This window comes from Psychrobacter sp. C 20.9 (genome assembly GCF_001921765.1).
Classification (GTDB): Bacteria; Pseudomonadota; Gammaproteobacteria; order Pseudomonadales; family Moraxellaceae; genus Psychrobacter; species Psychrobacter piscatorii_B.
The window spans coordinates 1-26,289 of sequence record NZ_MRYC01000024.1 but is presented as its reverse complement, the minus strand read 5'-3'; the positions used below and the strand labels follow the sequence as shown (position 1 = coordinate 26,289).

The 26,289-nt window shown below is 41.3% G+C and carries 22 protein-coding genes and 1 pseudogene; 18 read left to right on the top strand and 5 right to left on the bottom strand.

Features of this window, described 5'->3' with window-relative positions:
• Positions 1 to 1,217 precede the first annotated feature (1,217 nt).
• Positions 1,218 to 2,144, top strand: coding sequence for a cation diffusion facilitator family transporter (locus BTW00_RS12860; RefSeq protein ID WP_058025953.1), 927 nt, complete (start codon positions 1,218 to 1,220; stop codon positions 2,142 to 2,144).
• A gap of 186 nt (positions 2,145 to 2,330) precedes the next feature.
• Here BTW00_RS12860 and lnt read toward each other — a convergent pair whose 3' ends face one another.
• Positions 2,331 to 3,899, bottom strand: coding sequence for an apolipoprotein N-acyltransferase (gene lnt / locus BTW00_RS12855; RefSeq protein ID WP_068039556.1), 1,569 nt, complete (start codon positions 3,897 to 3,899; stop codon positions 2,331 to 2,333).
• Positions 3,900 to 4,138: 239 nt separating this feature from the next.
• On the opposite strand from lnt, the gene BTW00_RS12850 reads away from it, so the two are divergent.
• Both BTW00_RS12850 and BTW00_RS12845 read left to right on the top strand, forming a co-directional pair.
• Positions 4,139 to 4,783, top strand: a complete 645-nt coding sequence (locus BTW00_RS12850; RefSeq protein ID WP_082894290.1) for a DUF411 domain-containing protein — start codon at positions 4,139 to 4,141, stop codon at positions 4,781 to 4,783.
• A gap of 796 nt (positions 4,784 to 5,579) precedes the next feature.
• Positions 5,580 to 6,302, top strand: coding sequence for a CHAP domain-containing protein (locus tag BTW00_RS12845; protein ID WP_057758750.1), 723 nt, complete (start codon positions 5,580 to 5,582; stop codon positions 6,300 to 6,302).
• A gap of 147 nt (positions 6,303 to 6,449) precedes the next feature.
• On the opposite strand, the gene cadR is transcribed toward BTW00_RS12845, so the two are convergent.
• Complete coding sequence (gene cadR / locus BTW00_RS12840) at positions 6,450 to 6,860, bottom strand: Cd(II)/Pb(II)-responsive transcriptional regulator (RefSeq protein WP_007394845.1); 411 nt, start codon at positions 6,858 to 6,860, stop codon at positions 6,450 to 6,452.
• A gap of 142 nt (positions 6,861 to 7,002) precedes the next feature.
• On the opposite strand from cadR, the gene BTW00_RS12835 reads away from it, so the two are divergent.
• The 13 genes from BTW00_RS12835 to merA all read left to right on the top strand — a co-directional run bounded on the left by BTW00_RS12835 (position 7,003) and on the right by merA (position 20,291).
• On the top strand, positions 7,003 to 9,204 hold the full coding sequence (locus tag BTW00_RS12835) for a heavy metal translocating P-type ATPase (protein ID WP_075107733.1): 2,202 nt from the start codon (positions 7,003 to 7,005) through the stop codon (positions 9,202 to 9,204).
• Between the two features lie 121 nt (positions 9,205 to 9,325).
• Entirely contained in the window at positions 9,326 to 11,374 is a 2,049-nt protein-coding gene (locus BTW00_RS12830; RefSeq protein ID WP_075107732.1) for a heme lyase CcmF/NrfE family subunit, read from the top strand.
• Complete coding sequence (locus BTW00_RS12825; protein ID WP_011513682.1) at positions 11,375 to 12,037, top strand: DsbE family thiol:disulfide interchange protein; 663 nt, start codon at positions 11,375 to 11,377, stop codon at positions 12,035 to 12,037.
• Between the two features lie 83 nt (positions 12,038 to 12,120).
• Positions 12,121 to 12,603: a cytochrome c-type biogenesis protein gene (locus BTW00_RS12820; RefSeq protein WP_020443538.1), complete on the top strand. Its 483-nt coding sequence runs from the start codon at positions 12,121 to 12,123 to the stop codon at positions 12,601 to 12,603.
• A complete protein-coding gene (gene ccmI / locus BTW00_RS12815) occupies positions 12,600 to 13,880 on the top strand; it encodes a c-type cytochrome biogenesis protein CcmI (RefSeq protein ID WP_025643930.1) in 1,281 nt (426 codons plus the stop codon). The genes BTW00_RS12820 and ccmI overlap by 4 nt, the downstream gene beginning before the upstream one ends.
• A gap of 141 nt (positions 13,881 to 14,021) precedes the next feature.
• On the top strand, positions 14,022 to 14,729 hold the full coding sequence (gene lspA, locus BTW00_RS12810) for a signal peptidase II (protein ID WP_037026031.1): 708 nt from the start codon (positions 14,022 to 14,024) through the stop codon (positions 14,727 to 14,729).
• Positions 14,730 to 15,062: 333 nt separating this feature from the next.
• Positions 15,063 to 15,425, top strand: a complete 363-nt coding sequence (locus BTW00_RS12805) for a DUF3817 domain-containing protein (RefSeq protein ID WP_058023733.1) — start codon at positions 15,063 to 15,065, stop codon at positions 15,423 to 15,425.
• A 540-nt stretch (positions 15,426 to 15,965) separates the two neighbouring features.
• Positions 15,966 to 16,556, top strand: a complete 591-nt coding sequence (locus tag BTW00_RS12800; protein WP_025643766.1) for a recombinase family protein — start codon at positions 15,966 to 15,968, stop codon at positions 16,554 to 16,556.
• A gap of 618 nt (positions 16,557 to 17,174) precedes the next feature.
• The gene (gene merR, locus BTW00_RS12795) at positions 17,175 to 17,546 is read left to right on the top strand and encodes an Hg(II)-responsive transcriptional regulator (protein ID WP_033011277.1); all 372 of its coding nucleotides are present in this window, start codon (positions 17,175 to 17,177) and stop codon (positions 17,544 to 17,546) included.
• 187 nt (positions 17,547 to 17,733) lie between these two features.
• Complete coding sequence (locus BTW00_RS12790) at positions 17,734 to 18,081, top strand: mercuric transporter MerT family protein (protein ID WP_016899520.1); 348 nt, start codon at positions 17,734 to 17,736, stop codon at positions 18,079 to 18,081.
• A gap of 46 nt (positions 18,082 to 18,127) precedes the next feature.
• Positions 18,128 to 18,412 (top strand): mercury resistance system periplasmic binding protein MerP, encoded by a 285-nt coding sequence (merP, locus tag BTW00_RS12785; protein ID WP_008110847.1) that lies wholly within the window; start codon positions 18,128 to 18,130, stop codon positions 18,410 to 18,412.
• Positions 18,412 to 18,831 (top strand): organomercurial transporter MerC, encoded by a 420-nt coding sequence (gene merC, locus BTW00_RS12780; protein WP_008467331.1) that lies wholly within the window; start codon positions 18,412 to 18,414, stop codon positions 18,829 to 18,831. Before merP ends, merC begins: the two co-directional genes overlap by 1 nt.
• Positions 18,832 to 18,851: 20 nt before the next feature.
• The gene (gene merA, locus BTW00_RS12775) at positions 18,852 to 20,291 is read left to right on the top strand and encodes a mercury(II) reductase (RefSeq protein ID WP_025643785.1); all 1,440 of its coding nucleotides are present in this window, start codon (positions 18,852 to 18,854) and stop codon (positions 20,289 to 20,291) included.
• Positions 20,292 to 20,896: 605 nt separating this feature from the next.
• Here the strand turns inward: merA and lspA (BTW00_RS12765) are convergent.
• The gene (gene lspA, locus BTW00_RS12765; RefSeq protein WP_075107731.1) at positions 20,897 to 21,604 is read right to left on the bottom strand and encodes a signal peptidase II; all 708 of its coding nucleotides are present in this window, start codon (positions 21,602 to 21,604) and stop codon (positions 20,897 to 20,899) included.
• 156 nt (positions 21,605 to 21,760) lie between these two features.
• The gene (locus BTW00_RS12760; RefSeq protein ID WP_075107730.1) at positions 21,761 to 22,411 is read right to left on the bottom strand and encodes an IS1595-like element ISPssp3 family transposase; all 651 of its coding nucleotides are present in this window, start codon (positions 22,409 to 22,411) and stop codon (positions 21,761 to 21,763) included.
• 55 nt (positions 22,412 to 22,466) lie between these two features.
• Between BTW00_RS12760 and BTW00_RS12755 the strand changes: the two are divergent.
• Both BTW00_RS12755 and BTW00_RS12750 read left to right on the top strand, forming a co-directional pair.
• Positions 22,467 to 22,670 (top strand): annotated as a pseudogene (locus tag BTW00_RS12755) (transposase); the annotation flags it as partial.
• Positions 22,671 to 22,783: 113 nt separating this feature from the next.
• Positions 22,784 to 24,955 carry a protein-disulfide reductase DsbD domain-containing protein gene (locus tag BTW00_RS12750; RefSeq protein WP_075107729.1) on the top strand — a complete coding sequence of 724 codons (2,172 nt, stop codon included), beginning with the start codon at positions 22,784 to 22,786 and terminating at the stop codon, positions 24,953 to 24,955.
• 205 nt (positions 24,956 to 25,160) lie between these two features.
• On the opposite strand, the gene BTW00_RS12745 is transcribed toward BTW00_RS12750, so the two are convergent.
• Positions 25,161 to 26,042, bottom strand: coding sequence for an IS982 family transposase (locus tag BTW00_RS12745; protein ID WP_075107728.1), 882 nt, complete (start codon positions 26,040 to 26,042; stop codon positions 25,161 to 25,163).
• Positions 26,043 to 26,289 lie beyond the last annotated feature (247 nt).

Below are 26,289 nucleotides of genomic sequence, written 5' to 3'. Positions count from 1 at the left end.
GCATTTATGAGTATTTTTGTCATACTCATGAACCCTTTAGTGCATTCCTTAGATTTGATGTGATTAGTCATGCCGACTTCATCGCCCATCGCATCATCAAGGCCGTATCACTGTATCAAGCTACGGCTGTTAAGATTACGGCTGATAGCACCGCCTAGACACGCTCTTAACCGCTACTATGCTGTCATACGCTAGCAAGGGCCTAAACCCAATATACCGCTACGATATGCATGAGTAACCACTCATTGCGTTGCTCTGATCCTTTGTCTAGTAACCCCTGTAGGGAGCTCACCCTTGTGCCAAACGCAGTCGTCGCCGAGGCCTGCCACCCATTTGACGGGTAACGGGTACAGAGAGAGCAGCACGAGGATGTAACGAGCGAACAAGCAGTTTTTAAAATGTATAGTGAATAAGGTTGATATGAAAGCAGATTTTGGATAAAATGACCCTAAACGGGCATTTGATGCTGTTCAAATAACGCAGTCTGTGTGCTTATTTGTTCGTTACAGTGTGCGTCAACACGCTGTAACCGTTAGCTATATTTAAAACTAAATGCCTCTAGGAGTCAACTCCTAGAGGCATTTTTTTGTTTGTCATGTAGATTGGGTTTTTATTATCTACTTTTTCATTAGATTGCTTAGGCTTTTTTTGTCGTCATTTAGCGTAGGTATTTCAACCATTTTGAAGTTAGCACTTAGTACATCCTCACAAGACGTTAAGTTTCTGACAATACTGGGATAGTTTACTATGAAGACCGGCTTAGTCGTCAGATGCAAGGTTTTACACGCGCTGTTAAGAAGCGGTAAATCATCTTTCTGAGAGAATACGATAATGAAAAGACAAACCTACACTCCTGAGATTAAAGAACGCGCCGTTCGTATGCTGATTGAAGCATTAAACGATTACACCTTTATGTGGTCATGTCATAAAAAGCACACTAATGAAACTATACTAACCAACATTCAAGACTAAGCTACACATACTAAAGAGCTTGAACATGAGAACAAGAAGCTTACGTAAGCCAGTTAGATTACAGTAAAATCCGCTTTTTTCGCCCAAGGAGAGATAGGACACACAATCAAGTTGTGGCTCAGTTTATTGATAAAAATAAGTGGGTCTACGGTATTAGAGCAATATTGACTGTGCAATATAGAAAATATGCAATAAACTTATTTTCTACCTTTAATAAAATGCAGCAACCTAAACAAGGGTAAATTATGAGTAATTCAGATAACCACAGTCATCAAGCTCCAGACCCTAAAAATATGAATAAAGCTTTTTATATTGGGATTGGTCTAAATTCTGCATTTACGCTCATCGAGTTTATAGTGGGCTATTCAACTAATTCATTAGCTTTAATCGCAGACGCTAGCCACAACTTAAGTGATGTTGCCAGTTTAATAATCTCGTTAATTGGAATGAAATTAGCACAGAAAGCATCTACTACGCTTTATACCTATGGCTACAAAAAAGCTTCTATAATGGCGTCTCTTATTAACGCCATATTGTTAGTTACAATCGTTATAGGTATTGCGTATGAGGCCTTGGGTCGATTTGATACGATACCGGAAGTTGCAGGAAAAGTTATTATTATTACAGCTCTAATAGGTGTATTTATAAATACTGTTTCTGCTTTTGCATTCTACAAAGGTCAAAAAGACGATATTAATATCAAAGGTGCTTTCTTGCATCTAATGGTAGATGCATTGGTCTCTGTAGGTGTCGTTATCTCGGGCATTATTATTTACTATACAAGTTGGAATATCGTTGATCCTCTAGTTAGCTTGATTATTTCAGTCGTTATACTGTTATCGACTTGGGGTCTACTAAAAGAGAGTATCAAGCTTGCTATCGACGGAGTACCTCAAAATGTTGATCTCAGTAAAATCACTGCTATCTTAGAGAGCTATAATTTTATTCAAAACTTTCATCATTTACATATCTGGGCTTTGAGTACCACTGAGAATGCTCTTACAGTTCATATTGTACCGAAGACCGATATAACGTTTGAAGAGACTATTACTATGAAAGAAAACATCAAGGAAGATTTGGCGCATCAGAATATACAACATGCAACTATTGAATTTGGTACTAAGGCAGATGACAATCAAAAATCGCGTGCATTAAATGAAAGTATCAACTAAAAGATGATAGACCGTATATAGCTATCTCTTTTTAAGTATGAGGCGCGTGCCTTATGTCAACATAATTTTTTCAATCAGTTCTTATGTGATCAATAGTTTAAAACTTTTATATTTACGTGCGTTAGGACGTTACCTAGAAAAAATAAAAAACTTACGCTGATTAAATTATTATGATTAAGTTTACTATTACCCTCGTCTTCTAAGTGTGGTTAGACCTTTGCCAAAATAGCTTATTAGTAATAACAGGGTTATTATTATCAAGATAGGATAATTTCCCATAAGCATAAAGGGCGTGTTACCAACCCGTGCCTGTATCTCACCACGTAGTACAGTACGCTCAAACTGCGGTGCGCGTTTTACAATACGACCTTTATGGTTAATGATAGCGGTAACACCAGTATTGGTCGCTCGAATAAACCAGCGCCCGTTCTCAAGCGCGCGCATTTGTACCATTTGCAAATGTTGCAATGGTCCTGCTGAAGTGCCAAACCAGGCATCGTTAGAGACGGTCAACAAAAAGTCAGTATCGATGGCATTTTTACGCGTGGTATCTGGATAAGCTACCTCATAACAGATAGCCGTCCCTATATTGTGTTCACGCACCTTTAGCGGTGACTGCTGATCACTACCACGACTATAGCTCTTAATATCCTGACTACCGGCCAAACTTGGGAAAATATCGAGCACGCCTTCAAATGGAATATACTCTCCAAAAGGCACTAGACGCTGCTTCTTGTATAGGCCTTCCGCTTCTACACCTCGAGCAATCACGCTATTGTAAAATGGGGGATACTTATCCGTACTGGCATTGAATGCCGCTTTATCCTTATAAGGGATACCAGTTATCCATGTCGTATTGGTCGCATTGGCCATTTCTATCATTTCACTAATAAAGCCCGCAGCCTCATCCTGAAACATCGGAATAGATGATTCAGGCCACACCACCACATCACGTCCCCACTCAGTGCGCGTTAACTTCGCATAAATCTTTAGCGTTTCTACTTGATATTGCGTCAGCCACTTTATATCTTGTGAAATATTACCTTGAATCAATGACACTGACAGATCAGGTGTGCCCTTAGGTTTTGTCCATTGCGGATTGACCAGCCATAATGATGTGCTAATGGCTAATAACAGTACAGAAACGACGGCATAACTACTGCGTCGAAGCAGTAGCTCTACTAAACTTGCAGCCAATAGTATGGCAACAAAAGAGACGGCAAAAACACCAGCAACGGGTGCTAAGGACGATAACCAATACTCTTCAGTAAATGCATAACCAACAAATAGCCACGGAAAGCCTGTGAATAACCAAGTTTTTAACCATTCTTGTAGCACCCAAAGAGCAGCAAATGAAAAGGGTTGTTTGCCTACCATACGGTTAAAGACTAGTGCTAAAAATCCATGAAACAGTCCCATACCGAGACCCATCAATCCAATCATAATCAATGCGAGCCACGTTGGAGTATCGCTATAATCATGGATGGCAGTATAGAGCCAAAAGCCGCCGACGCACCATAGCCCCATACCGTAAGCTTCACCGATAATAAAAGCGCGACGACCACTCATATTTGGTACCAACAGCGCATATAAAATCGCTGGTGACACTATTGCTAGCGGCCAGAACCCATGAGGCGCTAGCGCAAATAAAAAAATAGCCCCTGCAAGCCATGCTGCTACTAGCGTAAACCATAGCGGTAATTGATTTGAGTGAGTACTCAAACGCTTTTGTAGATTAATAGTAGACAGGCGCATCGCAAATTATCCAAAATTATGAGTTTTGAATTTTTAGTCAAAATCCAAAACTCGGATAGACCTGTTAATACTACAGGCAGCATTTCAAAATGAAAACTGCTTATGATACCAGTCCGCACTGCTCAATGGATAAATTTACGTACTCCGTTTGATGGGTTATTATGCTACATTACCAAACGATATGAAGTGTTACTTGACCTTCTATAGCTCACAATATCTACAGTACATGAGAGAGCACTATGACCCCCTTAAAAATAAAATCCAGTCTTATATTCAATCGTTATCTGTCTAAGGGGTTGCGTAGTACGTTAGTATTACTTGCCGCCTCATCACTATTTGCTTGTAGCCAACCGAGTAGTGGCGTATCTGATGCAAGCACAACATCGGCATCAACTGAAGATGTTTTGGCTGTTCCAAAGACAGCTGAACCAAACGTTATAAATAATTCTATGATGACATCAGTAAGTAAACCAGACTTACTAAAAAACGTATCAGCCACTGTCTATAAAGATGCCAATTGCGGCTGCTGTAAAGAATGGATAAGTCATGCAGAAGATAATGGTCTAAGTGCAACCGCGCAAGATGTTGCGGACTTAGCCGTATTTAAAGAGCGCTACAGCGTTCCAAATGAAATGCGTTCTTGCCATACTGTAGTCACTACGGATGGTTACGTCTTTGAAGGTCATGTACCCGCTAAATATATGGCGCAGTTTTTAGAAAATCCGCCAGTACAAGCTATGGGTCTTGCCGTACCTGGCATGCCTATTGGTAGCCCAGGTATGGAGTATCAAAATAAATTCATGCCCTATCAGGTTATGCAGCTCAATAAAGACGGGACAACCCAAGTTTATGCTGATATTGAATCGGTAGAGCAGCAATTATAGTGTGTTAGCAGTTAAGAATACTTTGATTATAGTGTTAGCGTTAAAAGTAAATGAGGTAGGTATAAGACTGTTCTATTGCTTATAAAATGATTCTTCATCAAAAAATTCATTAGCTATTGCGACTTTAAAATTAAAAATAACTTTGAATTTGTAACTTTTGATGACAATGTAAGCGAATTTATCGGTTATTAACCCTTAAAATAGATAAATGACTAAGGGTTAATACAAGAATATACAGGATGTATCGAAACAATTACGTAATATTACATAAGCTAGTAGGGAATTAGCATCTATATTAATATTATAAATTATTATATTATCTTAATAATTAGTTAGACCCTATATAGGGTAATTACTTCATCCAATAGAAAAACGTCTGAGGGTTAAATCTAAATTATAGATTTAACCCTCAGACGTTTTTTTGCTTATAAAACAGTAGAAATTGTGGTCAATCTAGTCAGCTATATTCTGTACATGTTACACAAACTTACATTGTAAAATGTGGGATATTAGCAATTTTTTCAACATCAAAAAAGTATTTTTGGGGTTTTTAAGGGTGATGACAGGCTAAACAGCCTATGCTAAAGTCGGCTTTGTGTTTTGGTCAGCAGCTTGATTTGTAACAGCTTCGTAAGACTTCAATGAGCTGTGATCGCCAATAATTATTTTTTATATGAATAATATGCAGCAGAAGTATCAGTCACTATGACGTATATATACTTGTGTTGTTGAGATTTAATTGACTGCGCTGTTGTTGATAACAGACGATTTTGAATTAACCGTAGGTATTAGATTTATGAAACAGGCTTTATTGATTTTGTCAGTACTGGGTATGGGCATAGCACAAACGAGTGGTGCTGCTATCACAATCTCTCAAACAAATAATACCATCACCAATACTTCTGTGGCATCAAACTACGGTTCATCAAAAAACATCTATAGCACCAAAAGTGGTGCTTATGTTTCTAATAATGATGAAATTAGTCAAGCAATTAGCAACCTAAGTGCGCAGGCCAAGCAAAAAGAGAATCAGCTTTCATCATTAAACAGCCGCTTATACGCTGAAAAACAACAGCAGCAAGTCAATAAGGTTCCTGACAGCAATTCAGCCCCCGCTATCGCTGCTGCTCGCGCCTCAAAAGTGGCTTTATCTGGCAGCTCTGGATATTGTGCCCGTTACGTACGTAAAGCACTACAATCAGCTGGTTATGAATTTACACCCAATCCTTCAGCCTATCAGTACGCCACTCGTGGCACGCTTGATAAAGCAGGTTTTAGCAAAATCAGTAATGATATGCCAACCCAAGTAGGTGATGTTATTGTCTATGATCGCTCATCAAAGCGCCCGCATGGCCATATCCAAATATTTGATGGCGAAAATTGGATTTCTGATTTCCGTCAGAACAGCATCAGCCCATACAGTGGTGTCTATGCTTATACGACATGGCGCGATTCAAAATACGTGGATGACGCATCCGCATCAGATCGTAATATCTACCTTGCTATGAATGATAAATAAGACTTTCTAAGTCAGCACAACATAGTTGTTATTTCCTCCAACCCAGTAGTGATCTTAATATCATTGCTGGGTTTTTTTGTGCTTAACATCAGGGCGTATTTAACCTTTCATGATTTGATCCGTCAGAAATGAACACTACTGATATCATTACTCATGACAGGAGTTATCGACAAGCGCGTTTAAAATGCCACATGATGACGCTGGTGCACTACTTGCACATTTCTGGCGCAAAACGGTCAAGTGATGCTTTAAGTGCATCAGTTCTTCCATTCGTATTTCCACAGCATGAATGTGCTCATCTAGCAAGTTATTCACATCGCCGCAGTCCTTGTCAGGCGACTCCCAGTATTCAAGTAAGATTCGCACATCATCTAAAGCCATATCGAGCGTACGGCAATGTAGGATAAATTGTAGACGCTCAATGTGCTCTTCATTATATAAACGATAATTCCCTTCGCTACGAAAAGGCTCGGGTAATAAACGCTCTTTTTCATAATAGCGAATGGTTTCTACTGTGGCACCTGTGCGTTTAGCGAGCTCACCAATTTTGATTGTCATAACAACCTCTATGATTTAAATAATTAAAGTGGCTGTAAAGACTAGCGCTAGAGAAATTAAAATTACGAAACTGTAGATAAATAACCTTGACTCTAAAGCCACTATAGGGTTCATAATATCATTATTCAAAGGGTAAATTATTATGAAATATCATATTGAAGGTATGGACTGTGCCAGTTGCATCGGCAAGATTGAAACAGCTTTGAAACGTATGCCTGGGGTTTCTGATGTTCAGCTGAATTTCGCTACAGAAACGCTAGAGCTAAATTTAGCCCCTGGTGCGCCGACTCAGGCTAGTGATATCGAAAAAACAATCAAAAGCCTAGGGTTCGGCATCTCTGCCAATACTGGTCAACAAACTGTATCGGCTATTGATATTGACAGCGACAATCAGATGGCTCCGCAGGATAAGCAATGGTGGCAAACTCAAAAAGGCAAACAGGTTGTTGGCCTCGGTATTTTGATGGGCAGCGCTTATGCACTGTCACTACTGTTGCCCGCTTATGGGATATGGGTGTTTGCCATCGCTGTGATTGTAGGCGTTTTTCCATTTGCGCGCAAAGCCTTAGCACTGGCTAAAACAGGTTCATTCTTTTCAATTGAAACGCTGATGTCCGTCGCCGTGCTTGGCGCACTTATCATTGGTGAAGCTGAAGAGGCCGCAGCAGTTGTCTTTTTGTTCTCAATCGGTGAACTGTTTGAGAGTATCGCTGCTGATCGCGCTCGCGCTGGCATCAGAGCCTTATCATCGCTGGTTCCGAAAAGTGCAATTTTACTTGATGCTCAAGGTGGGCAGCGTAACGTTCCAGCGACTTCATTACAAGTGAATGACCTTGTGCTGGTGCGTCCTGGAGATAGGGTATCTGCTGATGGTTCCATTGTTCAAGGTGCGTCCAGCCTTGATGATTCGCCCGTGACGGGAGAGTCTGTTCCTGTTGCCAAGACGATGGGTGACAATGTATTTGCAGGGTCAATTAACATCGATGGTGTGCTCCAAGTGCGCGTAGAAAAGACAGCCGCCGATAACACCATTTCGCGCATTATTGAGCTGGTAGAGCAAGCCCAAGCCTCCAAAGCACCCACTGCCCGTTTTATTGAGAAATTCAGTCGCTATTACACACCGGCAGTGATGGCTATTGCCGCACTAATTATTATCATTCCACCGTTAGCCATGGGTGGAGATTGGTCGACTTGGTTGTATCGCGGTCTAGCACTGTTGCTGATTGCCTGTCCCTGTGCTCTTGTACTATCAACACCCGCTGCCATCGCCTCTGGTCTTGCTGTTGGTGCGCGCCGTGGCTTGCTGATCAAAGGCGGTAGTGCTTTAGAAACTATCGGCCAAGTGAAGACGGTCGCTTTTGACAAGACAGGCACTTTAACTGAAGGCAAACCACGCGTGACCGATGTTGTTGCCTTTACACAAGAGGACTCAAGTATTCAAGGTCAGAATTCTCAAGGTCAAGATGAGATATTGGCACTTTTTGCCAGTGTGGAGACTGGTTCTAGTCACCCACTTGCTGAAGCCATTGTCAGCCATGCTGAAGCCGCTAAAGTTGTTATACCTGTGGCTTCCAAAGCTTCTGCTACTGCGGGTAAAGCGGTACACGCAACTGTCGCGGAGCGCGCGCTAGCTATCGGTTCGCCTGTTTACGCAGCCGATGAGGCATTGATTTCATCCACACAACAGGCGCAAATTGAGGCGCTGCAAAATGAGGGTAAGACCGTCTCTGTTCTTTTCGATGAGCAAAACCGTGAAGTGCTTGGATTAATCGCGCTAAGAGACGAATTACGAGACGACGCTCATGAAGGTGTGGCTCAGCTCAAAGCGATGGGTGTGCGCTCCGTCATGCTAACAGGCGACAACCGCTTAACCGCTCAAGCACTTGCCAGTAATTTAGACGTGGAATGGGAAGCTGAGCTGTTGCCTGAGGACAAACTGCGCCTGCTTAACGAGATGAAGAACAACCGCAAAATAGCGATGGTTGGTGATGGTATTAACGATGCGCCAGCGCTAGCAACTGCCGATGTTGGCATCGCGATGGGTGGTGGTACCGATGTGGCCATTGAGACGGCCGATATCGCATTATTAAAAAGTCGTGTTACGGATATGGCTCATCTCATCGCACTTTCACGTGCCACCATGCGCAACATTCATCAGAACGTCATTTTCGCTTTGGGTCTCAAAGGCGTCTTTCTGATCACGACCGTATTCGGCATTACTGGACTATGGATTGCGGTTCTAGCTGATGCTGGAGCAACAGTGCTCGTTACTCTCAATGCGTTACGTTTACTGCGCTTTAAAGGCGCGCCTCCACTGGTAACTCCGCCTAAAGTAGTTAAATAAAACCCTTCGAAATCAATTAAAAACTAGAGATAGCAGCAGATTTCGGGGGTGGGTTCTAATAATAAAAATTCCACCGCTACAGTAAACTGCAACCGCATTAGAGTAAATAAGGTTAGACCGTATGTTGATTACAGAATTGGGCTATTTTGCCTTGCTTACCGCTTTTGTATTGGCGTTATTGCAGGTAATTCTGCCAACTATTGGTGTTATTCGTAACCAAGTTGCTTGGCAACGACTAGCCCCTAGCTTAGCTTGGGCACAGTTTGCCGCCATGATAACGTCATTTGGCGCTTTGATAGCAGGTTTTTATTATAATGATTTTAGCCTCAGTTACGTCGCGCAGCATTCCAATACGCTGTTGCCTTGGTACTATAAGTTATCGGCGACATGGGGCGGACACGAGGGCTCTTTGCTGCTATGGATGACCATCATGGCCACATGGTGTGCACTGGTATCATACTTTAGTCGCGGCTTGCCGTTATCAATGCGTGCGCGGGTATTAGTTATTTTGGCCGGTGTACAGTTAATGATGCTAACAATGCTGATATTTACCTCGTCACCGTTTGAGCGTACCTTACCCAATCTAGCGGTCGATGGCGCTGATTTAAATCCTGTCCTACAAGATTTCGGTCTGATTATTCATCCGCCCATGTTATATATGGGCTATGTGGGTATGGTAGTGCCTTTTGCATTTTGTATGGCGACATTGTGGGAAGGGCGTTTAGATGCTGCTTGGACACGCTGGTCACGTCCATGGGCGCTCGCGGCTTGGGGATTTTTGACCATTGGTATTGCACTGGGCTCGTGGTGGGCCTACTACGAGCTTGGCTGGGGCGGTTGGTGGTTTTGGGATCCGGTAGAGAACGCCTCGTTTATGCCTTGGCTTGTCGGCTTAGCATTGCTGCATTCATTAGCAGTCACTGAAAAGCGCGGGGTGTTTAAAGCATGGACCATCATGCTGGCTATTTTCGCCTTTGCCTTAAGCTTGCTTGGCACGTTCCTGGTACGCTCTGGAGTCCTTACCTCAGTGCATTCGTTTGCCGCTGATCCGACGCGTGGTTTGGTCATCTTAGCTATTCTTGGCATTATCATCGGTAGTGGTCTATTAATGTTTGCCGTTCGCGGTTGGCGTTTAACCGTTGAAAGTCAATATCAGCTGATTTCACGTGAGTCCTTTTTAGTGATCAATAACGCCATCATTTTGATTGCAACCTTAGTGGTGCTGCTCGGCACCCTCTATCCTATTATCGCTGATGCCTTTAGTCTCGGTCAGGTATCTGTAGGGCCTCCATACTTCAATGCGCTGTTTGTGCCTTTGACATGGCTGTTGTTAATCGCTATGGGTATGGGCTCTAATATTCGCTGGAAACAAGATAAGCGTCCGTTACTAGGGGTGGGTATCGCCATTGCCGCTAGTAGTATCGTATTGGCTGCTATTATCGCCTACTTTACCAGTCCATCTGCTATGTTCAATATTGGCGTGACTTTAGCGGTGAGCTTTTGGGTACTGCTATGGATGATCGTTGACTTTAGAGACAAAACCAAGAACGCCCCTAATTTCTTTAAAGGTCTGCGTCAGCTGCGTCTTAGCTATTGGGGTCAACAGACTGCTCATATTGGCGTATTGGTTGCTGTCATTGGCATAGCCTTTACTAGTAGCCTGAGTATTGAGCGTGACGTAGCAATGGGTATTGGCGATACAGTCAATGTTCAAGGTTACGATTTTGAAGTAACTGAATTTTTTGAAATAAAGGGTAGTAACTTTGATGCAACGCAAGCGCAAGTGGTGGTATCCAAAGACGGTCGTGAAGTGGCGAAACTGACTCCAGAAAAGCGTACTTATATTATCAGCACGATGCCAACAACTGAAGCTGCTATTGACCCCAGTCTTATGCGCGATGTTTATGTCGCACTGGGCGAACCTATTGCCGATGGTAGTAACCAATGGGCATTAAGGATTTATGTAAAACCATTAATTCGCTGGATTTGGTTAGGGGCAATTATCATGGCTCTAGGTGGATTAATTAGTATGCTTGATAAACGATACCGCATCAAAAAAATTAAAGCTCCGTTGCTAGTTACTGGTAGTTTGGCTACTTATGGAGTCAATGAGGTAGCTATTGAGCAGGCAATCTCAGTATCGACGATGTCGACACTAAAGGAGAAATAAATGACTATGTCGAATAATACTCCTGAGCAAAAAGATAGCCAAAACAGTAAGCAGCGTAACCCAAAGACAATGAAAAAAAAGCAGACGAAGCTATGGTTCTTAATTCCGCTTATCCTCTTTTTTGGTTTGGTAGTTATATTGTACATGCGCTTAGGTAAACCAACAGACATTGTGACCAATACCGCTCTTGAGCGTCCGGTTCCTACCTTTGAGCTGCCGTTATTAGCAGATACTACCCGTACTATCACCAATGATAATTTGCCGGATAAGCCGTTTTTACTTAATGTTTGGGGCTCATGGTGCCCAACTTGCGTTATTGAGCATCCGTTTTTAATGCAACTAGAAGAGCGCGGCGTTGATATCGTTGGTGTGAATTATAAGGATGAGATTGGTAATGCGCTCAGTTACTTAAACCGAGGCGGTGATCCATTTTCTATGTCTATTCAGGATTCATTGGGTCAGTTTGCTCTAGACTTAGGCATAACTGGTGCGCCCGAAACCTTTGTTGTGGATGGAGATGGCATCATTCGTCAGCATATTGTTGGTGAGATTAATGAAGCCAATTGGCAACAGCGTGTTAAGCCGTGCCTGACAGTACTTAATAAGGCTAATAAGAACAACGATAGTCCTGATCTCATTCAGGTTGAGGAGATGTGCAAATGAACGTTACTCGAATAAGAGCTCCTCAACTAAAACCCAATATAGTTTTAAAACTAGCAAGCTTAATACTAGCGTGTCTGCTTAACATGACGGCAAACGCAGCTATTGACGTATACGATTTTGACTCACCACAGCAAGAAGCTCAGTATCGTGGATTAATAGAAGAGTTTCGCTGCCCAAAATGCCAAAATCAAAACCTTGCAGCCTCTGATGCACCGATTGCACAGGATCTAAAGCAAAAAGTCTATGATTTAATTAAAGATAGACGTAGTGATGCTGAAATACGCGTCTATATGCAAGAGCGCTACGGTGACTTTATTAGCTACAAGCCGCCTATGCGACCATCAACATGGATCCTATGGTTTTTTCCACCACTATTATTGCTCGTCTTAATTATTGGTTGGTTTTGGCAAAGTAAGCGTCGCCAAGTTGTTGCCCGTGGTCAAAGCGGCGTCACAGTGAACAGTACTGCTGCCTTGACCTCTACGGAAAAGGCTGAGCTTGATCGTCTATTATCGCAAGCTGAGAGTGTCGACCACGACATTACTAGCCTAGAGGACAAAAAATGACTCTATTTTCTACTTTTGGCTTATTTGTAACTCTAAGCTTGCTGATTGCTCTTATATTTGCGCTGATTGCTATTATGCCATGGCTACGAGCACCGCGTTTGCAGTCCAAACCAATAGACAATCAACTGCTAGATATTAATGTTGCAGTATTTCGCGAACGTTTAGCTGAGCTACAAACAGATAAAGACAGCGGTACTATTAATAATAGCCATTATCAAAATCAAAAGCTGGAACTGGAGCGTCAGCTATTAGATGTGCAGCGTCAGATAACACCTATGGTCACCCCTGATGTCAAAAGCCGTTTAATTGTCGCAGCTTGGATCCCAATATTGGCTGCAATGGCGTATTTACTAATAGGCAATCGTACGCCCGTGTTTGATTTGTGGACAGCTGAGGACAAAGTAGGACAAGTGGCTGACGACCTATTGACAGCTAAAATTGACAAGCCGCCATCATGGGCGTTTGAAGATGGTCGTCAGTTGATTAGCGCCATGCAAACCAATGTTCATCGTAATGCTGATGATCCTAATCGCTGGATGCGCCTATCCGAGCTTTTCTTATCTATGGAGGCAACTGATTCTGCGCTGGAAGCCTTATCTCGTGCCTATCGTTTAGCTCCTGAAAATGAAGAAATCGCCACCACTTATGCTCAGACTAGCTTTTTCGTTAATGAAGGTCAGTTAGACGCCAATATTCGCCGTGTATTACAAGCTATATTAGCTAAGAATCCGCAGCATGAACGGGCTCAAATGCTCATGGCAATGGGTGAGACTCGTAGTAGTAACTTTGCCCAAGCGCAAGGTTGGATTAAACGCTTACAAGGCAGCATTGTGGCCAAACCAGGTGATCATACTAAAGCTTTAGCAAGCTTAGATGAGTTAAGCAACTACGTTAGCACGCAAGAAAAGCAAGCGCTAGAAGGTATTGACGTGACAGTGAAAATTAACGCTAATTTATTACCGTTAGTGAAAGCTGATGATGTGTTGTTTGTTGCGATACGTGACGTTAAAGGAGGTCCACCGTTTGCCGCCAAACGTTTACCCATTAGTATTATCAAGCAAGGTGAGGCTAGTATCCGCTTAAGCAATCTTGATGCGATGATGCCAGATCGCACGTTAAATTCAGCTCGTAGTGACAAAACTCAGTTAGCAGTCGTTGCTCGTATTAGTCATAGCGGTAATGCCATAGCAGAGTCAGGCGACTTATCGGGTAATCCTATAGTGATTAGCGCTGAACAGACTCAGGTTAATGTTGAAATCAATCAACAGATTCCCTAATAAAAAATTATTACCGTAAGTTTCATAACACCAGAGCGGTAAGTGGAGCCGTTTATAAAAGTGGCGCGATTAATAGTCGTATACCAAAAACATATACGTTTAACATTGTTCATTGTATAAACACAGATAAAGAAAACAACTATGACTGAATCTACCGACAGATTAGATAGTACTAAATTGAATAGCGTTGAATCGGCTAGTACTAATATTGCTGACAATAAAGTACCTATAGCTGTGAGTAGTACTCATCAATCGATTGACTCTAAAACCATGAATCATACGCCTAAAGCTATGTACGTGACTTCAGGCAACTCGATAACACCTAAAGGTAAGTTGGATAAAATGCCAAAAATGGTTGCCAATGGCAGTCGCGCTTTTATCTGGTATTTGTTGGCGATAATGGTGTTAATACTTGATCAATGGACTAAGTGGTTGGCCCAAACCAAATTAGCGTTCAATGACCCCGTACCGGTCATTGAACCATTTCTCAACTGGACACTCGCTTATAACTATGGGGCAGCATTTAGCTTTTTAGCCGACGCTGGCGGTTGGCAGAAATGGTTTTTCTCAGGCTTAGCTTTTGTAATGGCTATCTTTTTAACGATTTATTTAATCAAAGCGCCACGTACAGCCAAGCTATTGTCTATGGGGTTGGCCTTAGTGCTTGGCGGTGCGATTGGCAACTTAATCGATCGTTTAAGAATTGGCAAAGTGGTTGACTTTATCCATGTGCATTATGCTGATGTCTGGAATTATCCTATTTTCAATGTTGCAGATATAGGTGTCTGTGTCGGTGTAGCGTTGATTATAATTGATATGATATTTTTGGAAAGTAAGCGTAATGAATAAACAAGTGAATATTGATCAGTACAAATAAAAAGAACTAGCGTCATAGCTGCTCTATACGGAAAGATACTTTTTATACTCAAGTGTGTTTATAAAAATGCGAACTGGAAGGTGATATATGATTAATACAAATACTCTCTCATTCTATATCCCAAAACCCAATGCATAATTGTATGCGAGTGAACGCAGGATGATTTTGAAGTGGCTAGACGAAGGCGTGACGTGCTAAGTGGTAGATGACAAAAACCAGTACTTCAAAGCTCTGGACAGGGCCATTATTATAAAGACATTGAATACCGCCTAAATTATTTATTGAAATAACAAAAGGATAATATAGTGTCACATGCTCAGCTAACTATCAAACAAATACATAATCTTAGAAAAAAACAAAGTGCCGCATTAAAAAGCCTTACCATTATAGGCTACCTAGAAGGCACCTCTTTCTTATTATTGCTCTGTATCGCCATGCCACTAAAATATATGCTGGACATTCCAGAAGGTGTGAAATACATCGGTATGGCACACGGTATATTGTTTATTACCTATATCATAATACTTATAGGCTCAGCTATCAAAATGAAAATGCCTCTTTGGGCAATACCTGCGGGCGTACTCGGCTCACTCTTACCTTTTGGCCCGTTTATATTCGATCATTTACTAAAAAAGAATTTACAGGAAAGTGTAAGTAAAGAAGCCTAGAACAAGCCCTGCTGCAAATGCTACAAACGTACCTTATTACTCAAGATTATTTTTCCTAACTAAATCACAAGCCGCCATCACTCATCATGGCGACAAATGAATAACATTGAGCAGAAATTAATCACAATAAAATTTTAATTCAGACCCAGTATGAATAATCTAACACTCTAGTCACTTTTCGAACTTATCTTACATACTATCGACAAACCCGTATTGTTTAAAAGCTAAACAGGTTTTGTCATCCGCGATGGATTTCCTATTATCCTAGGGTATACCTTAGCGGAACCAGCTATCTCACCCTTCAAACATATTAACAGACTACTTAAAGCAGACTGTTAGCATGGAACCATCTATAACAGACTTTTGAATTATAAGACTGGCTGCTGTGCTTTTTTCCTATCATTAGCCTATACCTAAAACATAAAACCTTTAAATGATAACCTATCTATCATTAGACTTTTTTATGTTATTAAATGATAGTAATATCTTGCTATTATCAATGAACATTAATTATTAAGTCTAAATAATAGAGGTGGCGTTATGACTGTTCGTATTTATGTGAGAGCCAGCACTAAGGATCAAGACGCGACCAGAGCATTGTCTGACTTGATTAGCTTTAGCCAAAGCTATGATGATAACCATGTTGAGTACGTAGAGCATTTCAGTGGTACAAAGTTAGATAGACCAGCACTCACTAAGTTACTCAATGATGCTGAGCAAGGCGATATATTGCTTGTTGAGAGTGTAGATAGATTGAGTAGATTGTCTCAGGATGATTTTGCTATCTTAAAGCAGCGCATCAAAGATAAAGGTTTGCGATTGGTGGTGGCTGATCTACCAACTACACATACGGTTAGCGAGGGTATGACAGGCGACATCCTTAGGGTAATTAACAATATGCTGATCGACTTATTAGCAACGATGGCAAAGCTTGATAACGATAAGCGTAGAGAACGTATCAAGCAGGGATTAGCAAACAGTGGATATAAACCTACTGGTAAGAAAGCAAATCTAGCAAAACACAATCGTATTAGAGAATTAGACAGTCAAAATAATATGACAAAAGAGGAAATCGCTAAGGCGGTTGGTGTTGGGGTAGCTACGGTTTATCGTGTCTTAAAACAGGGTTAATAGCTGAAGTATTTTAAACATTAATTTACGTTTCTATAGACGCGATGCTATCAAATATATAATCATTAAGTTGATAGATTTTAATCATGTATCTTGATTCAAAAAAACCCTGTATTTGAGTATTTGAGTATTTGAGTATTTGAGTATCACTTTGCCTTTTTAGCTATGATAGTAATCAGCTGTATCAACTTTGTACGTACTAGCGTTGCAACTGATTTATTTTATATATCGAATGCAGCGACTTTATGCCCATGCTTTGAGCAAATGCTATAAGCTCATTTTTAGCACATATAAATGGTTCCATTATAGCAGTCTGTTTTAAGTGGTCTGTTAATACGTTTGAGTGGTGAAATAGCTGGTTCCCTTGGGGTATACTCATGTAGAACTGCATGTAATAACACTAATTTGGACTTTGATAATGAAAAAGGATAAACCATACATTGTTGTGGTTTAATATTGTTGTAACAACGGTAACTTTACTTATTTAATAGAAGAAAAAACAAAATCAATTAGCGATGTTTAAACTGGTATTCATTGATGGTCACTTTAATTAGATATAAAGTAAGTAAACAAAAAGTCAGTAAGGTAATTGATAACGTGTCTAAACGAACCATAAGTATGTTGGCTAAAGAACTGAGTGTAAATGTCGAAACAATTCGCTTTTATGAACGCAAAGGCTTAATTAAACAACCACCAAAGCCTATGCAGGGCTATAGACATTACCCGAAAGAAACGGTAAATAGAATACATTTTATCAAGCGTTCTCAAGAATTAGGTTTTACGCTAAATGAGATTGAAGGGTTACTTGCGTTAAACGATAGTCCATGTAGTAAAGTACAAGAATTAGCTAATAAAAAACTGATCGCAGTACAAAAAAAGATGGCTGACTTGTTGTTGTTAGAACACGCTTTGGAAGAACATTTAGGACAATGCCAAAATAATGATGACGATAGCCACTGCCCAATAATTGATTCGTTGCAACCGAAGTAAATGATTCACTTAACTACCATTTCCCACTAAAACAGCATATCCAATTTTACTTCTGCGCCTTAATTCAAGTTAGCTTATTCCCCGTATCTGTCGTAGCAGATTATCAAAGATAAATTTTTTATAAATCACCCTTGACTCCGTACTTAGGTACATGCAATACACTTGCATTATCTAATGAGGTATCTATATGAATCAAAAAGAATCAAACCTTCCAATGATAGGAGGCATCATAGCAGCATTAGGCGCAGGCGTATGCTGTGTAGGTCCTTTGCTCCTGTTATTACTTGGGGTAAGTGGCTCATGGATTGGTAATTTAACTGCATTTGAACCCTATAGGCCATTATTTATCGCATTTGTAGTGTTGTTGTTTGGTTACTCAGGTTGGAAAATTTACCGTCCTGTAGAAGAGTGTGAGCCGGGAACGGCCTGTGCAATTCCTAAGAAACAGCAACAACGAAAAGTCATTTTCTGGCTGAGCGCTATAGTTGCGACAATTTTAGTGACCAGTAATTATTGGATACTTTTGTTTGCTTAATATACAGATCAAGAAATTTATAACATTTTAAAATTTGGAGCTAATTATGAAAAAATTATTATTAACCGCACTGCTTTCACTTTCTAGTTTTGGTGCTTTTGCTGAAGTAAAAACAGTTACACTGGAAGTGCCAACGATGAACTGTGCGACATGTCCAATCACAGTTAAAAAGTCATTAGAAAATGTTGATGGCGTTGAAAATGCGAAAGTTACCTACAAGCCTAAGCTAGCTGTTGTTTCTTTTGATGACACTAAAACCAACATCAATGCATTAATTGCAGCGACTACCAACGCTGGCTACCCTTCAAATTTAAAAAGTGAAAATAAGTAATATTTAGCCCCTTAGAACTAGTTACGCGTATCGGAGATAAAGCAGGCTCTATAGGTGCACTTGTTTCGGCAATGGGATGCGCCATGTGTTTTCCCGCGATAGCTAGTCTTGGTGCGGCAATTGGGATGGGATTTCTTAGTCAGTGGGAAGGGGTATTTATCAATACGTTGTTACCACTGTTTGCAGTATTAGCGCTGGCAATGAATATCTTAGGCTGGTTTAGCCATCGTCAATGGCACCGTAGTTTTATCGGTTCAATTGGCCCCATTTTGGTTTTACTCTCTTTATACCCTTGGTTCCAGTACGGGTGGAGTTCATACGTTACTTATACGGGGCTAGGACTAATGGTTGCTGTATCAATTTGGGACATGGTTTCTCCTGCGAATAAACGCTGTGATGATGAAACTTGTACCGCTTAACTTTTTAAGAGGAATAAAATATGTCAACGAATAGTTGTTGCTCGCCAAATGACATCCAGCCAGAACAATTACATGTAGCCATTATTGGTAGTGGTTCAGGGGCCTTTGCCAGTGCGATTAAAGCAGCAGAAGGCGGAGCAAGAGTTACTATCATTGAAGGAGCCGATGTAATCGGAGGTTGCTGTGTAAATGTCGGCTGTGTTCCTTCAAAAATATTGATCCGTGCTGCGCAATTAGCGCATCAGCAACGTACTAACCCGTTTGATGGTTTAGAAAATATTCAGCCACAACTTAGCCGCTCCTTATTAGCACATCAGCAAAACGCTCGCGTCGAAGAACTACGCGATGCTAAATATCAACGTATTTTAGAGAGTAATCCCGCGCTATCTTTACTTAAAGGTTATGCACGTTTTAAAAATCAAAATACCTTGCTAGTTCACAAGTCTGATGGTAGTGAAGAAGAGCTGGTTGCAGATCGCATTTTAATTGCAACAGGCTCTACACCAAGCATTCCGCCAATTAAGGGTTTAGTTGATACACCTTATTGGACATCAACAGAAGCCTTATTTGCAGAAGAGTTACCGAGTAGTCTAGTTGTCATCGGCTCCTCCGTTGTTGCTCTGGAAATTGCGCAAGCTTATGCCCGTTTAGGTAGCCGTGTGACAATTCTAGCCAGACATACCCTTTTATATGCTGAAGATCCGTTATTAGGTGAAAAACTGGCAGAGTGCTTTGAAAAAGAAGGTATTAGGGTACTTAATAATACGCAAGCAAGTCATGTTTCTTATGATAGCAATGGTTTTTCATTGGAAACTAACGAAGGAACATTAATCGCTGAAAAATTGCTTATCTCTACGGGTCGCCATGCAAATACTGGAAAGCTTGGTTTAGAAAATGTTGGTGTTGAAACAGATAAAAGTGGTGCCATTGTTGTTAATAGTATGATGGAAACATCAACAGCTAACATTTATGCCGCTGGAGATTGCTCCAATATGCCACAATTTGTTTATGTTGCTGCTGCTGCCGGAAGTAGGGCTGGAATTAATATGACAGGTGGAAATGCGCAACTCGACTTATCTACCATGCCTGCTGTTATATTCACCGACCCACAAGTTGCTACGGTAGGTCTAACCGAAGTACAAGCTTCAGCGGTAGGAATAAATACGATAAGTCGTGTACTTGATATGGAAAACGTACCAAGAGCTTTAGCAAATTTTGAAACGGATGGTTTTATCAAGTTGGTAGCTGAAGAATCCACGGGAAAACTGATAGGCGCACAAATTTTAGCCCATGAAGGCGGAGAACTGATTCAAAGTGCGGCTCTTGCTATTCATAATAAAATGACAGTCGAAGAATTGGCAGGTCAACTATTTCCGTATTTGACGATGGTTGAAGGATTGAAGTTATGCGCTCAAACCTTTAGCAAAGACGTTAAAGAGCTATCTTGCTGCGCAGGGTAATCATTTAACGGTAATGTACTTACAGAAATGTTAATGGAGTGCCATTAATAGCTGTTATTTCAAATAATTTTCTAGCGGTTTTTTCTCAAAATCTTCAGGATACATAGTAATAAAATTCTTCATTTCATTTCTGAATGTGTCTGTATCCCGCTTACCCTCGCCTGACAAACGATGGTAATTATTATAGTCCGCTTCAAATTTCTTTGAGCGCACGATAGGAGGCTGCGCAAAATTCATCCCAGTAGTGCTATGACATTTTTAGAGTGTATCGACTATATAAGGGTAAGACTTTTTAACGCTGTCTCTTGTTTTTTTTCTAAGGCTGTGAATTTTTTCAATAGTTGGCTGAGTCTGTGACACTGTATTTTCCTTTTGTTATTATCAATAAAGAATTTATGGATTATTCAATTTCTCTATAATAATGGCTCTACGCAGAGCTTTTAAGTATTGAGTTTTAAGACCTAAAATGAGTGAGTACCTATACCAGTCATACATTACCTTCCAGTTCACATTTTATAAACATACTCAAGTATAAAAAGTATTTTTCCGTATAGAGTGAATACGACGCTAGTTCATTTTGTTTGTGATAATCGGCATCAATGTGCTTATTTATTACGCTTACTTTCTAAAAATATCATGTCAATTATAATCAATGCGACACCGACACAGACACCTATATCTGCAACATTGAAAAGAGGATAATTCCAGACATCAGCATAATGCACATGGATAAAGTCAACCACTTTACCAATTCTTAAACGATCGATTAAGTTGCCAATCGCACCACCAAGCATTAAGGCCAACCCCATAGATAATAGCTTGGCTGCACGTGGCGCTTTGATTAAATAAACCGTTAAAAAGATAGCCATTACAAAAGCTAAGCCTGAGAAAAACCATTTCTGCCAACCGCCAGCGTTGGCTAAAAAGCTAAATGCTGCCCCATAGTTATAAGCGAGTGTCCAGTTGAGAAATGGTTCAATGACCGGTACGGGGTCATTGAACGCTAATGTGGTTTGGGCCAACCACTTAGTCCATTGATCAAGTATTAATACCATTATCGCCAACAAATACCAGATAAAAGCGCGACTGCCATTGGCAACCATTTTTGGCATTTTGTCCAACTTATCTTTAGGTGTTATTGAGTTGCCTGAAGTCACGTACATAGCTTTAGGCGTATGATTTATGGTTTTAGAGTCAATCGATTGATGAGTACTACTCACAGCTATAGGTACCTTCTTGTCAGCAATATTAGTACTAGCCGATTCAACGCTATTCAATTTAGTACTATCTAATCTGTCGGTAGATTCAGTCATAGTTGTTTCCTTTATCTATGTTTATACAATGAACAATGTTAAACGTATATGTTTTTGGTATACGATTATTAATCGCGCCACTTTCATAAACGGCTCCACTTACCGCTCTGGTATTATGAAACTTACGGTAATAATTTTTGGGGCTGTCCTAGATAACTAGTTCAAACCCTGTTTAACCCATTGTTTTAATTGTAGTAATTGCGACTTTGGGTCACTGTGATTAAAACGCCACTCACATTCCTTTAAATAGAGGTGAAAATGTTCTTTTGGAACTCCGTTAAACTTACGTAGATGCCGTTTAGCTTGGTTCCAAAAGTTCTCTATACCATTAATGTGATTCTTGTCATTAACAAAGGTTTTGGAGTGGTTGATACGATAATGAGTAAACTCACTGACATCTAATGCGTTATAGCTTTTAAATGAGTCAGTATAAACAATGCTATCAGGCTTCACTTTTTCTCTTATGATGGGGATCAAAGTATCTGCTTTAGCATTGGGTATAATACAAGCGTAGACCTTGCCATTACGCTTTAGTAGACCAAACACGGGCACTTTGCTACCAGCACCTCGCCCTCGCTTGCCTTTACGAGTGCCACCAAAGTATGATTCGTCTACTTCGATTTCGCCTTCAAATAGACCAGGGTCTTGGCTATTCTCGTAAATAAGCAGTCTTAGTCTATGAAAGTAATAACTGGCTGTGGTTTTATTAACACCGACTAGGCTTGCTGCTGTTCTCGCGGTAGAACCGGCAACAAATAGCTCGATGAGTCTGTTTTGTTTATACCAACTTAGTTTACTCTTTCTCATAGTGCTATCCTAAATAATTTTACTTATCTAGGACAGCCCCTTACTTGAGCCTATGGATGAGGTACTACTCAATCATCGCTCTTTGGTTGAAACGGTGTTTGGGGAGCTTAAAAACTTGTGCCAAATCGAACACTCACGCCATCGTAGTGTCACGGGGTTTATCACAAACTTGCTGTCAGGTTTAATTGCTTATTGCTGGTTTCCCTATAAACCCACCATCAAAAATATGCCTCAGCAGGGACAGGTAGCAACATTGTAAATAGTGTCAATGAGTTACAATGTGGCTTATCCCGAACTGGGGTTGTAAATAGACAAGTCCATACAGACAGTGAATTGGTCAATTCGAATATTGGAAATAATAGGTAGCCCTTCATGTCCCTTAAGAGCGCAGAAAAGTCTCCGTCATTAACGCAAAATAAATCGTCGAAAAAATCTTATCTGTTGGCGTTCGCTTTCAGCGCGGGTTCATTATTGACAGGGCTAGCAGCGACTGGGCTGACGGCCGTGCCAGTGGCATCGCAAGCGGCAGGATTGGGCGATTTATTTAGCAGTGATAAAAGCGCGACCCAACCGAAATTTTTGCCTGTTGATGAAGCGTTTCAGGTCAGTAGCAGTAGTAAACCTGTCAATAATGGCACGCGCTTAGCCATTAACTTTGACATTACGCCTGAGCACTATGTTTATAAAGACCAAATTAAGCTAACGTTGCCTGCTGGCGTGAGCGCTGCACCTTTTAGCTTTAGCCAAAAGCCTATCTCCATAGATGATCCGACCTTTGGTCAAGTATTGGTCTTTGACCAAGCCAATATGGTTGCTACTACCATTTTGAGTAGTAGTAATGGCAAGGCGATAAATAATGCCGCCGTGACAATAGGTTGGCAAGGCTGTGCCAAAGCGGGTCTATGCTATCCACCGGAGAAAATAAAAACCACAGTCAATATCGCTGCTGCTTCACAATCGGCAGCCAATAGTTCAAGTAGTACTGCTACAGTTTCTGCGAGCAATAACAGCAATGTAGAAACTGCGCAAGCCTCTACAGATGGGACAGTTACCAATAGTCTTGCTACAGAGCAAACTACGCCAGATGACGAGGTGATTGATTATGCATTGTTAGATGACGAAGCGTTAGATGCAGAGCTTGGTGCAATCAATACCATCTCTGGAGCCGATGAAGAAGTGGTAGGCGATAATGTCACAAGTGAAGCAGCGAACAATGACGCTGTCATAAATAATGCTGCTGCAACAAACAATACCGTTGTTGGTGATAACACGATTGATAGCGACCCTTTTGGCTTAGCTTCGCATCCGTGGTTGGCATTGGTGTTATTGTTCTTGGCAGGGTTGGTCTTGGCATTGACGCCATGCGTGTTACCGATGCTACCGATTGTTGCCAATATCGTCGCGCGTGAAGACAATCCAACGGTAAAACGCGGTGTTATTTTAACGACCAGCTACGCTATTGGTGTTGCCATCGCTTATGGTATTTTAGGCGCGGTCATTGCGGTATTTGGCGAATCGTTAGGCATTATCGGTTGGCTACAAAATCCGATTATTTTAATTGGGTTTGCCATCGTTTTTGTCTTATTAGCCCTTTATATGTTGGGCGTATTTAGCATTCGTCTGCCGAGATTTATCAGTAGTAAAATGCAGGGTCTAAGCCAAGCGGGGGATAGCAAGCTTGGTAGTACGGGCGGCAGTTTAATTGCGGGATTCTTATCGGCGCTCGTGGTATCGCCTTGTGTTTCGGCACCCTTATTTGGGGCGCTGCTTGCTGTATCAACGATTGGAAGTCCATTACTTGGCTTTGCGGCTTTATTTATGCTCGGTTTTGGTTTATCAGCGCCGCTTATTTTAATCGGCGCGACCCAAGGTAAAATCATGCCAAAAGCGGGTGAGTGGATGAACTGGGTCAAGCAGGGCTTTGCTTTGTTGCTTTTTGCCGTGGCATTGTTATTAATTGAACGCGTCTTTATCTCGCCTGTGATGCTGATGGTTTGGGCGCTGTGGTTTATGGTCGTGGCGATGTGGGCGTGGAGCTGGCTAGGCAAAGGTCGGATGCTGACCCAAGCGCTAGGCTTAATCGCTGGTATTTGGGCGACGTGTTTAATCGTCGGCGCCGCATTGGGCAATGACGACAGCTTGCATCCGCTTGCCTCCCTAACTGCGGTTCCGGTGCTGCAGACAACTGCTGGTCAACCAGCCACCAGTAATGCAACCGATAAGACGGTCACGACGCTGGCTGAGTTAGATGCCATTGTCGCCGCCAATCCTAAAGTGCTGGTCGATGTCACCGCCGAATGGTGTATTGCATGCCGGACTATGGAGAAAAACTTATTTCATAATCGCCCTGCGCAAATGCAAGATTGGCAATTGGTCAGACTTGATATCACGGAGACTACGGCTGATTCAAAAGCAATCTTAGCGCGTTATAAACTATTTGGTCCGCCAGCATTGCTGTATTATCAAGACGGGCAATTGGTCAATCAGCAAGTGGGTGAAATCGGGCGCGCAGCGTTTGAGCAAACCTTAACCGCGCTAAATTAATCGTTTAAATGTAGATAAATTCCACATCATTTCTACCCATTAAAAAGCCAACGTCCTTTGATAATAGGACGTTGTCTTTTTCAATCTTACTAAATAGCCTTTTTAATATAGACGCTAAATCCTTGGTTTAACGTTATTTATTACTATTCATTTAACTACTTAACCCCAGTTCGGGATAAGCCACATTGTAACTCATTGACACTATTTACAATGTTGCTACCTGTCCCTGCTGAGGCATATTTTTGATGGTGGGTTTATAGGGAAACCAGCAATAAGCAATTAAACCTGACAGCAAGTTTGTGATAAACCCCGTGACACTACGATGGCGTGAGTGTTCGATTTGGCACAAGTTTTTAAGCTCCCCAAACACCGTTTCAACCAAAGAGCGATGATTGAGTAGTACCTCATCCATAGGCTCAAGTAATTGGGGTTTCATATTACGCCGAAGTTTGGTTATCAACGTGGTATCACTGTGTTTTGTGAGCCACTCGTTTAGGGCTTTACTGATATAGCCTCTATCCCCAAACACCTTGCCAAACACAGGCGTTGCCATATCCTTAACAGGCACTCTGTCATCCGTATTACCCGCAGTGACTTTAACAGATACAAGCTCGCCCTTATGATTGATAATGGCATGCAGCTTAAAGCCGTAAAACCAGCCCATACTACCTTTACCTCTTTGCGCCATACTCTCAAAGACTTTGTGACGGTAGATACGCTTGTTATGACAAACTGCTATCTTGGTTGAATCAATATAGCTGATACCCGTACAGTCGCCCATCATGCTTTGCAAGTAGCTGCACAGTGGCATGATACTGCGCGGCACAAGCTCTATAAATCGCGAGTAGCTCGGCAGATTTGGAAACGCCCGTTTCATCATGCCAAGCATGTGATGGTAGTAAAACGCCTTAAACTGTCGATACCGCAGTTGATGAAACAGTACCAAGACAGTCATAATCTCTGCTACACTTATCTGGCATGCTCTTAACCTTTGGTGTCCCGTTGCGATTAAATGAGCGTCAAACTCAGGTTTGAATTGCTGATAAAAGTCGTCAATATGGCAGTATAGTTCGGTTAGGTTGTCCATGTAAGAAGTCCTTGTTGTGAAGTTTGTCTTGGTAAACTCACTTTAGCAACTTCGGACTTCTTTTTTTATCTTTTTTTTGAGCCCTTATCCCGAACTGGGGTTATTTATCAATTTCTCAGCCTGTTTTTTTTCAGCCTACTTTTTGAACCACCACCCGGATATAAATGTAACTATGAATAAAACAACTTTTAAAATATCGAAGATGGACTGCCCTTCGGAGGAAAACCTAATCCGAATGAAATTAGAG

Excerpts from the sequence above, each read along its gene's own strand:
- BTW00_RS12825 (WP_011513682.1), top strand. The coding sequence starts at position 11,375 with ATGACTATGTCGAATAATACTCCTGAGCAAAAAGATAGCCAAAACAGT.
- merR (WP_033011277.1), top strand. The coding sequence starts at position 17,175 with ATGTTGGCTAAAGAACTGAGTGTAAATGTCGAAACAATTCGCTTTTAT.
- lspA (WP_075107731.1), bottom strand. The coding sequence starts at position 21,604 with ATGACTGAATCTACCGACAGATTAGATAGTACTAAATTGAATAGCGTT.
- ccmI (WP_025643930.1), top strand. The coding sequence starts at position 12,600 with ATGACTCTATTTTCTACTTTTGGCTTATTTGTAACTCTAAGCTTGCTG.
- BTW00_RS12830 (WP_075107732.1), top strand. The coding sequence starts at position 9,326 with ATGTTGATTACAGAATTGGGCTATTTTGCCTTGCTTACCGCTTTTGTA.
- BTW00_RS12860 (WP_058025953.1), top strand. The coding sequence starts at position 1,218 with ATGAGTAATTCAGATAACCACAGTCATCAAGCTCCAGACCCTAAAAAT.
- lspA (WP_037026031.1), top strand. The coding sequence starts at position 14,022 with ATGACTGAATCTACCGACAGATTAGATAGTACTAAATTGAATAGCGTT.
- BTW00_RS12835 (WP_075107733.1), top strand. The coding sequence starts at position 7,003 with ATGAAATATCATATTGAAGGTATGGACTGTGCCAGTTGCATCGGCAAG.
- BTW00_RS12760 (WP_075107730.1), bottom strand. The coding sequence starts at position 22,411 with ATGAGAAAGAGTAAACTAAGTTGGTATAAACAAAACAGACTCATCGAG.
- BTW00_RS12745 (WP_075107728.1), bottom strand. The coding sequence starts at position 26,042 with ATGGACAACCTAACCGAACTATACTGCCATATTGACGACTTTTATCAG.
- lnt (WP_068039556.1), bottom strand. The coding sequence starts at position 3,899 with ATGCGCCTGTCTACTATTAATCTACAAAAGCGTTTGAGTACTCACTCA.
- BTW00_RS12790 (WP_016899520.1), top strand. The coding sequence starts at position 17,734 with ATGAATCAAAAAGAATCAAACCTTCCAATGATAGGAGGCATCATAGCA.
- cadR (WP_007394845.1), bottom strand. The coding sequence starts at position 6,860 with ATGACAATCAAAATTGGTGAGCTCGCTAAACGCACAGGTGCCACAGTA.
- merA (WP_025643785.1), top strand. The coding sequence starts at position 18,852 with ATGTCAACGAATAGTTGTTGCTCGCCAAATGACATCCAGCCAGAACAA.
- merP (WP_008110847.1), top strand. The coding sequence starts at position 18,128 with ATGAAAAAATTATTATTAACCGCACTGCTTTCACTTTCTAGTTTTGGT.
- BTW00_RS12750 (WP_075107729.1), top strand. The coding sequence starts at position 22,784 with ATGTCCCTTAAGAGCGCAGAAAAGTCTCCGTCATTAACGCAAAATAAA.
- BTW00_RS12800 (WP_025643766.1), top strand. The coding sequence starts at position 15,966 with ATGACTGTTCGTATTTATGTGAGAGCCAGCACTAAGGATCAAGACGCG.
- BTW00_RS12850 (WP_082894290.1), top strand. The coding sequence starts at position 4,139 with ATGACCCCCTTAAAAATAAAATCCAGTCTTATATTCAATCGTTATCTG.
- BTW00_RS12820 (WP_020443538.1), top strand. The coding sequence starts at position 12,121 with ATGACGGCAAACGCAGCTATTGACGTATACGATTTTGACTCACCACAG.
- BTW00_RS12845 (WP_057758750.1), top strand. The coding sequence starts at position 5,580 with ATGAAACAGGCTTTATTGATTTTGTCAGTACTGGGTATGGGCATAGCA.